10 protein-coding genes are annotated in these 12,300 nt (G+C 66.5%); 2 read left to right on the top strand and 8 right to left on the bottom strand.

Features of this window, described 5'->3' with window-relative positions; genetic code table 11:
- Positions 1-10: 10 nt before the first annotated feature.
- The 5 genes from LDO15_RS00855 to LDO15_RS00835 all read right to left on the bottom strand — a co-directional run bounded on the left by LDO15_RS00855 (position 11) and on the right by LDO15_RS00835 (position 5,529).
- Positions 11-805 carry an IclR family transcriptional regulator gene (locus LDO15_RS00855; RefSeq protein WP_223987658.1) on the bottom strand — a complete coding sequence of 265 codons (795 nt, stop codon included), beginning with the start codon at positions 803-805 and terminating at the stop codon, positions 11-13.
- Positions 806-1,600: 795 nt separating this feature from the next.
- On the bottom strand, positions 1,601-2,722 hold the full coding sequence (locus LDO15_RS00850; RefSeq protein WP_223982963.1) for an ABC transporter ATP-binding protein: 1,122 nt from the start codon (positions 2,720-2,722) through the stop codon (positions 1,601-1,603).
- A gap of 9 nt (positions 2,723-2,731) precedes the next feature.
- Positions 2,732-3,559 carry an ABC transporter permease gene (locus LDO15_RS00845; RefSeq protein ID WP_223982960.1) on the bottom strand — a complete coding sequence of 276 codons (828 nt, stop codon included), beginning with the start codon at positions 3,557-3,559 and terminating at the stop codon, positions 2,732-2,734.
- The gene (locus tag LDO15_RS00840) at positions 3,546-4,433 is read right to left on the bottom strand and encodes an ABC transporter permease (RefSeq protein WP_223982957.1); all 888 of its coding nucleotides are present in this window, start codon (positions 4,431-4,433) and stop codon (positions 3,546-3,548) included. The genes LDO15_RS00845 and LDO15_RS00840 overlap by 14 nt, the downstream gene beginning before the upstream one ends.
- Before the next feature lies 1 nt (position 4,434).
- Positions 4,435-5,529 carry an extracellular solute-binding protein gene (locus LDO15_RS00835; RefSeq protein WP_223982954.1) on the bottom strand — a complete coding sequence of 365 codons (1,095 nt, stop codon included), beginning with the start codon at positions 5,527-5,529 and terminating at the stop codon, positions 4,435-4,437.
- Between the two features lie 492 nt (positions 5,530-6,021).
- On the opposite strand from LDO15_RS00835, the gene LDO15_RS00830 reads away from it, so the two are divergent.
- Positions 6,022-7,131 carry a M20/M25/M40 family metallo-hydrolase gene (locus LDO15_RS00830; protein ID WP_223982952.1) on the top strand — a complete coding sequence of 370 codons (1,110 nt, stop codon included), beginning with the start codon at positions 6,022-6,024 and terminating at the stop codon, positions 7,129-7,131.
- A gap of 85 nt (positions 7,132-7,216) precedes the next feature.
- Here LDO15_RS00830 and LDO15_RS00825 read toward each other — a convergent pair whose 3' ends face one another.
- Together LDO15_RS00825 and LDO15_RS00820 are read right to left on the bottom strand one after the other, a co-directional pair.
- Positions 7,217-8,185 (bottom strand): polysaccharide deacetylase, encoded by a 969-nt coding sequence (locus LDO15_RS00825; protein WP_223982950.1) that lies wholly within the window; start codon positions 8,183-8,185, stop codon positions 7,217-7,219.
- A 14-nt stretch (positions 8,186-8,199) separates the two neighbouring features.
- Positions 8,200-9,735 carry a cytosine permease gene (locus LDO15_RS00820; protein WP_223982948.1) on the bottom strand — a complete coding sequence of 512 codons (1,536 nt, stop codon included), beginning with the start codon at positions 9,733-9,735 and terminating at the stop codon, positions 8,200-8,202.
- Between the two features lie 106 nt (positions 9,736-9,841).
- Between LDO15_RS00820 and LDO15_RS00815 the strand changes: the two genes are divergently transcribed.
- Positions 9,842-11,383 (top strand): PucR family transcriptional regulator ligand-binding domain-containing protein, encoded by a 1,542-nt coding sequence (locus tag LDO15_RS00815; RefSeq protein WP_223982946.1) that lies wholly within the window; start codon positions 9,842-9,844, stop codon positions 11,381-11,383.
- A gap of 92 nt (positions 11,384-11,475) precedes the next feature.
- Here LDO15_RS00815 and LDO15_RS00810 read toward each other — a convergent pair whose 3' ends face one another.
- The gene (locus LDO15_RS00810) at positions 11,476-12,288 is read right to left on the bottom strand and encodes an IclR family transcriptional regulator (protein WP_223982944.1); all 813 of its coding nucleotides are present in this window, start codon (positions 12,286-12,288) and stop codon (positions 11,476-11,478) included.
- Between the last annotated feature and the right edge of the window lie 12 nt (positions 12,289-12,300).

Genomic DNA, 12,300 nt, shown 5'->3' with positions numbered 1-12,300 from the left:
CGTGGGCGGTTCAGTCCGTTCCCGCGACATGGCTGCCCAGCAGCGTTTCCAGCGGGATCCGGGCCGTGGCGCGCTCGATCTGCGCCGCGATGCCCCTCAGGACCGGCAAATGCCGGGTCAACGTGCCGGCTTGGCTGGTCGGCAGCACCAGGCCAATGGCGGCGCCGATCCTGCCGGTGTGGAAGACCGGAACGGCGATGGAGCAGGACCCCAGCCGGACTTCCTCGAGGGTGGTGGCATACCCCTGCTCCCGGATCTGGGTGAGTTCGGCGGCCAGCTTCTTGGGGTCAACGTGGGTGTGCGCGGTGTGCCGCTCGAGCTGCCGGTTCAGATAGGCGTCGCGCACCCAGTCCTCCTCGAAGGCCAGGATGACCTTCCCGACGGCGGTCGCGTGCATGGGCAGCCGGCCGCCGACCCGGGAGGCCCGCGGCACCCGCTTGGAGCCGTAGACGCGGTCGATGTACAGCACTTCGTGGCCGGCCCGGACGGCCAGGTGCGCAGTTTCGCCGGTGAGTGAGAACAGGTCCTGGACGTAGGGCCGGGCCGCGTCGCGCAGCTGGCGCCCCGTATTCTGGGCGAGCTCCCAGAGGCGGATGCCCAACTGGTAGCGGCCGTTGGGCTCGCGGGAAAGGAAGCCCGAGTCGGTGAGCTCGCTGACCAGCCGGTGCGCGGTGCTCAGCGGGAGGCCGGACTTTTCGGCGATGTCGGTCAGGCTGAGGGCGCCCCGTGACTTTTCAAAGGCTTCCAGGATGGCCAGGACCTTCGAGGTCACCGTCCTGCCGGGTTCGCGGCTGCCGCCGGCCATCGTGACCTCCTCGTCGCGGGCGTCGGGCCTGCTCTTGGCCGTCAAGGGCCGAGTGGCCGCCCGGAATCGAGTGTAGTCCGCAGGCCGCCGCCCCCGCCTGCGCTTACCGGTGGACATGCCCCGCGCTGCGCCTGAGCAGTGGACATGCCCCGCGCCCCCTTTGGGACATGCTCCGCGCTGCGCCTCAGGGATGGACATAATGGGCTTATGCCCAACCCTGGACGCCACAGGAGGGCATGCCCCGCGGCCCCCTCGGCCGGGTGGAGCGCACATGCCCCGCGCTGCGCCTCAGGGATGGACATAATGGGCTTATGCCCAACCCTGGACGCCACAGGAGGGCATGCCCCGCGGCCCCCTCGGCCGGGTGGAGCGCACATGCCCCGCGCTGCGCCTCAGGGATGGACATAATGGGCTTATGCCCAACCCTGGATGCCACAGGAGGGCATGTCCCGCGGCCCCCTGGGCCGGGTGGTGCGCACATGAGGACCGCACATTGTCGGGACCTGTCCGTGAAATCAAGCCCTGTGGCTGAAGCCAAGCATTGTCCGGTCATTCGCCATGGCGCCCCCTTGGGACATGCCCCGTGCCGCCCCTGAGCTGCGGACATGCCCTGTGCCGCCTTTGGGACATGCCCCGTGGTGGGCCTCAGGGATGGACATAGTGGGCATATGTCCATCCCTGGGCGCCAAAGGAGGGCATGTCCCCCGGGAGATCTCAGGGCCGGCCCTGAACCCGCGTACAGCCCCTGCGACCGGCCTCTACAGCCCTGCCCTTAGCCCCTGCCTGCCCCCGGAATCAGGACTCCAGAACCAGCAGCTGGGCCTTGTCTGCATCCCAGCCCACCCACAGCTCCTCGGCTGGCAGGATGCCGGCGCCCTTGTCGGAGCTCAGCTCACGAAGCTGGAGTTCGTGGCCGCCGGCCGTGAGGCGGTGGCGGACCGTGGCGCCCAGATTCGTGGACGACACCAGGGTCGCTGCGCATCCGTTGTCCGCCGTGGCCCGCGTTTTGAATTTGAGGTGCTCCGGGCGGATGGAGACGGCGTAGTTCTCGCCGCTTGCACCGCGGTCCCGGACCTTTGCCAGGCCAAGTCCGCCCAGGTCAACCAGTGCTTCCTCGCCGTTCCGCTCCACAATGGTGCAGGGAATCAGGTTGGTGTCGCCGAGGAAGCTGGCCACCCAGTCCGTGAGGGGGTGGTTGTAGACTTCCTCGGGCGGCCCTGACTGGATGATCTTCCCGTCCCTCATCACCACAATCCGGTCCGACATGGCCATGGCCTCGTCCTGGTCATGGGTCACGAACAGTACGGAGATGCCCAGACTCTTCTGCAGGGTTTTGATCTCTTCCTGCATCTGCTCACGCAGTCGCTTGTCCAGGGCAGCCATCGGCTCGTCCAGGAGCAGTGCGGCCGGGTTGAAGACCAGCGCCCGGGCCAGCGCCACCCGCTGCTGCTGCCCGCCGGAGAGCTGGCGGGGCTTGCGGTCGCCCATCGCGCCAAGGCCCACTCGGTCCAGCGCGTCCGAGGCACGCTGCCGCCGTTCCGCGCTCGGAACCTTCCTCATCCGCAGAGCGAATTCCACGTTTTCAAGGGCGCTCATGTGCGGGAACAGGGCGTAGTTCTGGAACACGACGCCGAGATTCCGGTCCCGCGGCGGCAGCGTGTCCACCGGCCTGCCGTCGATCAGGACTGAGCCGGCGGTATGCCCTTCAAACCCGGCCACCATCATCATCGTTGTGGTCTTGCCGGAGCCGCTGGGACCCAGCAGAGTGACGAACTCGCCGGGCTGAACGGTCAGGTCCAGCTCGTCCACGGCAACCACGTCGCCGTAGCTCTTGCTGACCCGGCGGAGCTCAATGGCTCCCTGCGCGGCACGTCCGGACTGCGGAATAGCACCGGCGGATATTACTGATGCGGTCATCGACTTTCCTTACGTTTGTGTTGACACGGCCAGGGGCAGCATCCGGGCTGAAGAGCGGCGCTTGAGGACAAACATGACCTGGAGAAGAAGACCGATGGTGGCCACGCTGACCAGCAGGGCGGACGACACGGCGATCTTCGGGGTTAGGTTGAACTGGATGTCCGTGAACATTTTCACCGGCAAGGTGGTGGCCCCCGGGGACTGCATGAACAGCGACATCACGGTCTCGTCAATGGACACGGAGAACGCGAAAAGTGCCCCCGAGATCAGTCCCGGCAGGATGACAGGCAGATACACGTGGCGGAGAACCGAGAGGGCGCCTGCCCCGAGGCTCTGCGCCGACCGGACCAGCGCGGGATTGAGCCCGGCGAGGCTGGCCCGCGTGGTCAGGTAGACGTACGGAGTTGCAATCACGGCGTGCGCCAGGCCGATGGGAATGATGCTGCCCACCATGCCGACGGAGATGAAGAACTGGTAGAACGCCAGCGCCAGCACCACGGTCGGCACGATCATCGGCGCCAGGATCAGGCCCACCACGGCGGACTGGCCCGGGAACTTCCGCCCGTGCAGCCCGATCGCGGCGGTGGCGCCCAGCAGCACACCGATCACGACGGCGATCCCCGCGGACTGGAGGCTGGCCGTCAGTGCCGAGGTCCATGCCGCGTCCGCGAAGAATCCTGCCACCGCAGCGAAGGAAATCCCCTCCGGCGGGAACGTGATGTAGCGGCTGTCGTTGAGCGCCACCGGCACCACAATCGCCGTCGGAATCACGAGGAAGAGGAAGACCGGGATGGACAGCAGCACCAGGAGACGGTGCTGCGGGTTAGTTGTCTTCATGCTGGCCCCCTGCCTTGAGCACGCGCTGGTAGACGGCCACGAGGATGCTGACCATGACCGTCAGGATGACAGCCAGCGCAGCGGCGCCGGAGAAGTCCGTGAGCTGCCGGGCGTAGTAGTCGATCTGGTTGGCGATCATCATGTCGCCGGGTCCACCCATGACCACGGGCGTGATGAAGAAGCCCGTACTGATGATGAAAACCAACAGCCCGGCCGCGGAGATGCCGGGCACGCTCAGCGGAAGGGTGATCCTGCGGAAGACGGATCCTTCCCGGGCGCCCAGCGACCGCGCCGCGAGCCCCAGCCTGTCATCGATGGATGTCAGCGAGGAGAAGATCGGGAACACCGCATACGGCAGGAGGCAGTGCACCATGCCCACGATCACGGCGAACCGGTTGTGTAGCAGCGGGATCGGCGCATCCGTCAGTCCGATGCCCTGCAGGAAAGCGTTGACCAGCCCGTTGTCCTGCAGCAGGACCGCCCAGGCGAAGTTCTTCACCAGGATTCCGGTCCAGAACGGCAGGAGTACGACGGCGAACAGGATCACCCGGGCGACGTTCCCGGCACGCCAGAGAACCATGGCGATGATGTAGCCCAGGACCACCGTGACGACGGTGCTGGCCAGGCTGATGGTCAGGGTATTGAGCAGCGCGCGCATCACCAGCGGGTCCTCGAGGACCCGCTGGTAGGCGCTGTCGGCGAAGCTTGCGCCGACCAGTTTTCCCAGCGGGGTCAGGAACAGCACGACGTCGAAGGCAAGGATCGGTGCCAGCAGCAGCCACCAGCTGCTGCGCCGCCGTCGGGATGTTGTTTCAACGGAAGGAGGGGAATCCCGGCCGCGGGGCCGCGACCCCGCCAAGGTTGCGTTGCTCATGTCAGCTGGCCTGCCAGAGCTTGAACTGCTGCTCGGTCTTCTTCAGGTTCTGCGACCACCATTTGTCGTCGCGGACCAGGATCTTGTCCGCGAGCAGGGGGCTGGTGGGAAGCGTGTCGGCGATGTCCTTCGGCAGCTTGGAGAGCGCCGGAATGTTGGCCAGGGTCAGGTTGGTGACCTTGTCGAACGCGGCGCCGGCCTCGGCGTCGTTGGACATGAAGTTCATCAGCTTGAAGGCTGCTTCCTTGTTCTTGGCGCCCTTCGGCACCACGAAGTAGTCGCCGGCCAGGACGGCGTTTTCGGCGGAGAAGTTCAGTTTCGCGCCGTCGTTGCGGGCTGCGTTGATCCGGTTGTTGAAGCTGGTGGAGAGCGAGACCTCGCCGGAGGTGAGCTGCTGGATGGGCTCCTGGTTGGCAGCGTGGTAGAGCAGCCGGTCCTTGCCCGGGTGCTGGCCCAGGACCCGCAGGGCCCGGTCGACGTCGAGGGGGTAGATCTTGTCGAACGGGACACCGTCGGCCAGCAGGGCCGCCTCCAGGACGGAGCTGTCGGAAAGCTGGTTGTACACCGAGCGCTTGGTGCTGTACTTGCCCTGGTCGAAGAACTGCGCCCAGTCCTTCGGGGCCTGGGCATCCGGAATGACCTTCTGGTCCCACGCCATGACAAACAGGAAGCTCAGGTACTTGATGCCGTATTCGGCCTTCGCATAGCCGGGCAGGCCCTTGTCACTGATGATGTCGTAGTCGAACTTCTCCAGTAGCCCCTCGGCCACGGCCACCTCATACTCCGGCGCCGTGATTTCCACGAGGTCCCACTGCACGTCACCGGACTGAACCTGGGCCTTGAGCGCGGCCAGGCTGGTGTTGGCCAGCAGTGTCGTCTGGATCCCCGACTGCTTGGAGAACGGGTCCAGGATCGTCTGGGTCAGCTGGTCGTTGTACGAGCCGCCATAGGACGTGACCGTCACCGTCTTGTTGGCCGCGGCGCTTTCGGCGGGCTTGGCCCCGCAGCCGGAGAGCGCCAGGCCCGCAAACGGCGTCAACGCTGCCGCTTTGAGGAGCTGCCTGCGGTCAAAGGGCGTGGAACGGAGTGCTGTCATGGGGGAAATGCCTCTCATGTACGCGGGCACGCCGGAAGAAGACGTGCCGGAGTGCGAGTGCGGGTGCGGTGCGGGTGCGGTGCTGGTGGCGCAGGGAATTGCGAAGAAGTGACGGCGGCGGTTCGCGCACACCATCCATTCCACCTGGAGATCTCGAAACCGCCTTCCGGCGGCTTTTCGGTTTCGCAACTCTAACTGTGAAGTTGCTCACTAGTCAACAGTTGTATTGCTTTAAGAAACTATGGATTTTCGGGCCCTCACGCCGCCCCTTTGCAGCCGGGCTTTCGGGAGTTCCGGCGCCGATATACACAGCAGATTCACAGCCGACACGCCATTGAAGATCCAGCCTGAAGGCCGACAATAATTCGACCTGATAGGAGTATTGCCGGGCGATGGTGGCCGCGATTTACTGGAGCGTCAGTGGTGGGCGTCGTGACCGATCGAGCCGAGAGCAAACGAACGTGTACCGACTAATGATTGGGGCGCCACGGCATGATCACCCTGCGAAAACACGTACTTCCCTCGGTTCTCGCCGTCGTTCTGCTCTCGGCGTCGGCCTGCACCTCCGGCTCACCGGCTGACCCACCGGCCGGCTCCCCGTCCAGTGCCGCGGCGAGCAAATCCGCCAAGCCGGCCAAGTCCGCCATTCCCAAAGCTTCTGTGCAGCCGGTGGAGCCTGTGAGCACGGTGGATGCGCGCACGGTGCTGGCGGCTTTCAAGTCCCGGGGCATGGTGGATCATTTGAAGGCCCTGCAGCGTATTGCCGATGCCAACGGCGGGACCCGCGCCTCCGGCACGTCCGGGTATGAGGAATCGGCCAGGTACGTCGAGGAGCAGCTGCGCGCGGCCGGGTACTCACCGGTCCGGCAGACCTTCTCCTTCAGGGGCGAGGGCCGGGGCAAGCCGAGGGTGGAGTCCTTCAACATCCTGGCCGATACCGGGGGCAGCCCCGGGCACACCGTGGTGGTCGGCGCGCACCTGGACTCCGTGAAGGAGGGCCCGGGCATCAACGACAACGGCAGCGGGGTCGCGGCGGTCCTGGAGACCGCGCGGTGGATGAAGGAGGCCGGGATCACCCCGGCCAACCGGGTCCGGTTCGCGTTCTGGGGCGGCGAGGAGGACGGCCTGTACGGCTCCCAGCACTACGTCGACGCGCTGAGCCAGGCCGAGATCGGCCAGACCGCGGCGAACCTGAACGTGGACATGGCGGCCTCGCCCAACGGGGTGCGGTCCGTCCACGACGGGGACGGCACGGATTTCGGCCACGCCGGACCGGCCGGGTCCAAGGCGATCGAGGACGTCCTCTTCCGCTTCTTCAAGGAGAACTCGCTCACGGCCGAGACCACGCCCTTTGACGGCGGCTCCGACTACGATGCCTTCCTCTCCGCGGGCATCCCCGGCGGCGGGCTGTTCACCGGGGATGAGAAGAAGAAGACCCAGGCCCAGGCCCAGTCCTTCGGCGGCGCGGCCGGAAAGGTCCTCGATCCCTGCTACCACGAGGCCTGCGACACCATCGCCAACACCAACGCGGAACTGCTCCAGGAAATGTCGGGCGCCCTGGCCTACGCCACCGTCGCCTACGCCATGGCCAAGCCCCTCTAGACACGCAAAGTCCCCGGCACTGCCGCCTGCTGACGAGGGCAACACCGGGGACCTGTACTGCATATTTGCGAAACGCGGCCTGGCCTCAGATCCGGGCCGGCCGGGCGGCGGTTGCCTGGGGCTGCCGCACGGCCGCCGGAGTGAACCGTGCGCCGGTGTCCGGGAATGCGGGCACCTCAATGCGGGCGTGACTGTGGATTTCCTGGACGGAGTCCCGGGTGTGCTGGGCGATCTTCTCCATGGTGGTGACCCACATGCCGTCCATGGACTTGACCCGGTCAATCAGCTGCTCCAGGGCGACGGCCTTGGACGGCCGGCCGGAGATGAACGGGTGGTTGGTCAGGACGAAGCAGCTTCCCGCGGCGTGGTGCGCCTCGGCCTCCAGCGTCCACATCTCGAGCACCTTGGCCGGGCTTTCAATGACCCCGCTTCCGGTGACGCCGGGGTAGAAGGCGTACTGCTCCCAGTCGTCCAGGGCCCAGTCGACGGGGATCTCCACGAGGTTGCGGGGGTCGCCCTCGGCGACGCTGAAGCGGTAGGGGGCGTCGCCGTCGAGCAGGCTTGAATCATAGAGGAATCCTCGGTCGGCCAGGAGCGTTGCGGAGTGCCAGTTGAGCTCCCACCACGGCGCCCGGAAGCCCGTCGGCCGGACGCCGGCGGCCTTGGCCAGCGCATCCAGGCCCCGGTCCAGGTACCGCGCCTCCACGGCGGCGTCGATGCCCTGCATCGGTTCGTGCAGGTATCCGTGGTGGGCAATCTCGTGGCCGCCGTCCGCTATCCGGCGGACGACGTCCGGGTAGCATTCGGCGGTGAAGCCGGGGACAAAGAACGTCGCCTGGATGTCCTGGCGCTCCAGGATCTGCAGGATCCGCGGGACGGCGACCTTTGGCCCGTACGACTGGTGCGTCATGAGTGACATGCGCCGGGTGCTCTGCGGGTCATGGGCGATGGTGCAGGATTCGGCGTCGACATCGAAGGTGAAGGATGCCGCGGCGCGGTGGCCCTCGGGCCAGGTCATGGGATGGGCGGTGTCGGCGAAGGCGGGGAAGTTCACGGGTCGGTCTCCTGCTAAAGGGCGGCGCGGGTGGTTGACGGGACCGGAAGATCGGTCGCGTGAGGTGTGGACACCTCGATGGTCTGTTCGCTGGGGGCCTGAATATCAAGGAACTTGCGGTGGAACCGCGGTCCGAGGACGGCATAGGCTGCGGCGCTTGAGAGTCCCCCGGCGAGCCAGGACAGATCCCATCCGCCCAGGGCGACGGCAACGGGTCCCTGCATTGCCGGCACCAGCCCGTACATGAACAGCCAGGTGGAGAAGATGCCGATGAGCAGGGAGGCGATGCCTGCCGGGTTCACGCCTGGCAGGCGCTTGGTGCCGACGGCGTCGAAGAGCCTGGACGGGTTGCCGGGCCAGCGCTTTTCGATCCAGAAGTAGTGGACCAGCATGACCCCGCCCCAGGCGGCCACCCAGGCGACCAGCCCGATCAGCCAGGCATCCAGCACGGAGGCGAAGTCCTCCTGGAAGATGAAGAAGATCACGGCTGCCAGGGAGAAGACGCCGACGAACAGGTTCAGTTTGCGCCTGCTGATGGAGATGTCCAGTGCCTGTGTGGCGACGGAGAAGGTGTAGATGTTCAGGATGTTGGTGGCGATCGGGCCGTGCAGCACCATGAGCAGCACGGGAAGGGCCAGCGCGCCGAAGTTCAGGACGATGAGTTTTCCGGGATCAATCTCACCCGTATTGGTGGCCAGGCTGGCCCCCAGGATGCCCAGCCAGACGACGGGGATGAACTGGCCCAGTACCGAGGCGAGGTAGACCTTGTGCTTGGGCACCGAGGTGCTGACGAAGCGGGAGTAGTCTGCGGCGTAGGTGAACCAGGTGATGCCCCAGCCGATGCCGATGGCCGTCATGACGGCGCTCATCGCGGCGATGCGTTCGGAGCCTTCCAGGATGTGACCTGCAGGGCCGGCGTAGGTCCAGTTGATCTGCATACCGAACCAGGCCACGGCCGACATCACGGTCAGGATGATGATGGTTGGCGGGACGGTCCATTTCTCGAACGCGGCGATCGCCTTGTAGCCGAACCAGGCAATGGCCACCTGGGTCGCCATGATGAAGGTGGCGATGCCGATCTTCCACGCATAGTTGTGGGCCTCCGGGTCAACCCAGCCCAGGGTTCCGAACAGCGCCATGACCAGATCCAGGATGATCCAGGTGTTGACTGCGCACCAGCCGATCACCAGGAGGGCCTGAATGCCCGCCGGCAGGTAGTTTCCGCGCCGGCCGAAGGCGGCGCGGGCCAGCACCATGCCGGTCGCTCCGGTCTTTTGGCCCAGGAGGACAAAGCACCCGAAGAGCAGCATGCCGATCAGGTTTCCAAGGACAAGAACGGTGACCGTGTCAGCGAACCCCAGGCCGAGCTGGATGCCGAGCGCTCCAAGCACCCAGTTGATCGGGGCGAGGTTGGCGCCGGCCCAGATCCAGAACTGGCCGGAGACCTTACGGGTCCGCTCTGATTCGGGGATGGGGTGAAGCCACGCTTCGTGGTCTTCGCTGGCCGCTGGTGCGGTGCTGGCCGGAACCATGGGGGTATTTTCACGCATTGGAGCCTCCGTGAGCGATTGGGATGCTTCAAGATTATGTGGCCCATGCCACATCCGCCTATATATGATGTGTCTAGTTAATAATCGCCCTATACGACGGAGTGTCATGTCCATTCGTCTTCAAGACGCCCTCAACCACCCGACGCTGGCGGCCGCTGATCCCGTGGTCCGCGCGGCCAGCGGCCGTGCTGCCCGGACCCAGCTCCGGTGGGTGCACTCCAGCGAGATTCTCGACATCGCGCCCCTGCTGGATGGCGGGGAACTTTTGCTGACGGGAGGGGAAGCCCTCGCCCTCGCCTCTGAGGACCGGAGGGTCACGTACATCCACCAGCTTGCAGAACGGGGCGTGGCGGCCCTGGCCATCGAAACCGGCGTCGCCCTTCCGTCACTGCCTTCCTTGATGGTGGCGGCGGCCGAGGCGGCAGGGCTTCCCCTGATCGAGCTACGCAAGGTGGTGCCGTTTGTCAGCGCAATGCAGGCCATCAACTCGTCACTGGTCAGCGAGTCGGTTTCCCAATTGCGGCGGGCCGACGAAGCCAGCCACGCGATGGCCGTTGAGCTGGCACATGGCGGCAGCCTGGACCGGATTCTTGCCGTGCTCGCCGGGATCACGCACGCCGAGGTGGCCCTGACATCCATAACGGGTGCGACGCTGGCCAGCGCGGGGCCCGGGAACACCAGTACCGGCGACACGGCCGCCAGCCCTGTCCCCGCGCCGCAAGATCATGCCCGTCTGATCCGGATCGACGTGCCGGTGCGCGGGATCCTTGCGGCGCAGCTGGTGCTCCGGGTCCCGGCGGACGAGGACGAAAACCTGACGCGGACGGCCGGAAAACGCTCCGTGGACATCCTGGCCCTGGCCATGATGCAGCGGATGTCGCCCGGGCTGCGGGAGGTTGCGGGTGCAGCCTTGATCCGGGCGGTCGATTCCGGCAGCCAGCCGTGGAGGCTTCAACAGCTGGCCTCGGCCGCCGGAATTCCGGCCTCCGGCCCGCTGGTTGCCGTGGTGATCCGCTCGGATATCTCGCAACAGGTACGGACGTCTGTGGAACAGTTCCTGGCCCGGGCAGCGAGGTCCCATGCCACGTACGTCGATAACGCGGAGCTTCTGGCAGTTGCCGGCTTGGCCGACGACGCACCGGAAGAAGGCCGGAAGAGGCTCCTGACAGAGCTGCTGGAGCTTCCGGTCATTACGCTCGCCGCCGTGGGGCCCCTCGTGCCCGGAATTTCGGACGCCCCGTGGTCAATGTCCGAAGCCAAGCTAACCCTGAAATTGGCCGGCTCCCCGGAGCCGTCCCCGGCGGGCAGCGGTGGCAGGCACCTTCCGGTGGTCGACGCGGAGGCATTCGCAGTGGAACGCCTCGCCGTTCAATCTCTGGATCCCGATCAGCGGCGGACCTTTGTGCGCCAGCAACTGGGCGCACTCCTGGATCATGATGCGCAACGCCATTCGCGGCTTCTCGACACGCTGGCAGTGTGGATGGATTCGGGGTGCAACACGGCGCACGCAGCCAGGGAGCTGCACGTGGAACGGCAGTCCATGCACCAACGGCTGCGGCGGATCTTCGAGCTGTGCGGCGGCGACCCACGCACCACGGGCCGGCTGGCGGCACTGCATTTGGCCGCCCGGCTGGCGCGGCTCAGCTAAGCCGGGGCCCGGCTCAGTTGGGGGCGAGGCCCGGCTCAGCCGACCGCGAGGCCCGGCTCAGCCCACGGCGGAGCCCGGCCAAGGCGGGTGCGTCAGGCCTGGCCCTGGGGGGCGCGGCCGCCCAGGCGAGTGGTGATTTTGCGGGCCGCGGCGGCGGATGCCTCGCCCAGGCTTTGCAGCCGTTCCCGTGAGACGCGGAACCGCGGCGCCGAGATCAGGACGGCCGCCACGATATCGCCGCGATGGTCGTAGACGGGGGCGGCCACGCCCACTTCGTCAATGGAGGATTCGCCGTAGTTGATGGCCCAGCCGCGGGCCGCCACATCCTTGAGCTTGATCTGGTAGCCGTCCAGGCCGGCGTCGTCGAGTCCCGGATAGCTGATCGCGCCGCCGCGCAGGAGGGTGCGGACGCGTTCGGCGGGCGCGGCGGACAGGAAGACCTGCACGGAGGCGCTCATGGCGTCCGTATAGCGGGCTCCCAGCGGGGTGGTGTGCTTGATCTGGTGGTGGCTGGCGATCTGTTCCACGCACATCGACTCGGCGCCGTTCCACACCATGAGGGCGCTGGTTTCGCCGGTCTGTTCGGTGAGTTCGCGCAGGACCGGGTAGGCGACGCGCCGTTCTTCCAGCTCGGCCAGAAGCGGTCCGGCGACGGCGATCAGCCCCAGCCCCAGCCGGAAGCGGCGGGTTTCCGGGTCCCGTTCCACCAGGTGTTCCTGCTCGAAGGTGGCCAGGATCCGGGAAACGGTGCTCTTGTGCAGGCCCACACGGCTGGCGATCTCGGTGACTCCGAGCAGCGGTTCATCGGCGGTGAACGTTCGCAGCACGGCGATGGCGTTAACGATGACGGAGGTGCCCTTGGTGTCGCCGTTTCCGGTGGTCTCGGGAGATTCTGCTGGGGTCATGGTGTCTACCAT

The organism is Arthrobacter sp. NicSoilB8, from assembly GCF_019977355.1.
Classification (GTDB): Bacteria; Actinomycetota; Actinomycetes; order Actinomycetales; family Micrococcaceae; genus Arthrobacter.
Note: the sequence above shows the minus strand (reverse complement) of the source record. Positions and strands in the feature narration are given on the sequence as shown.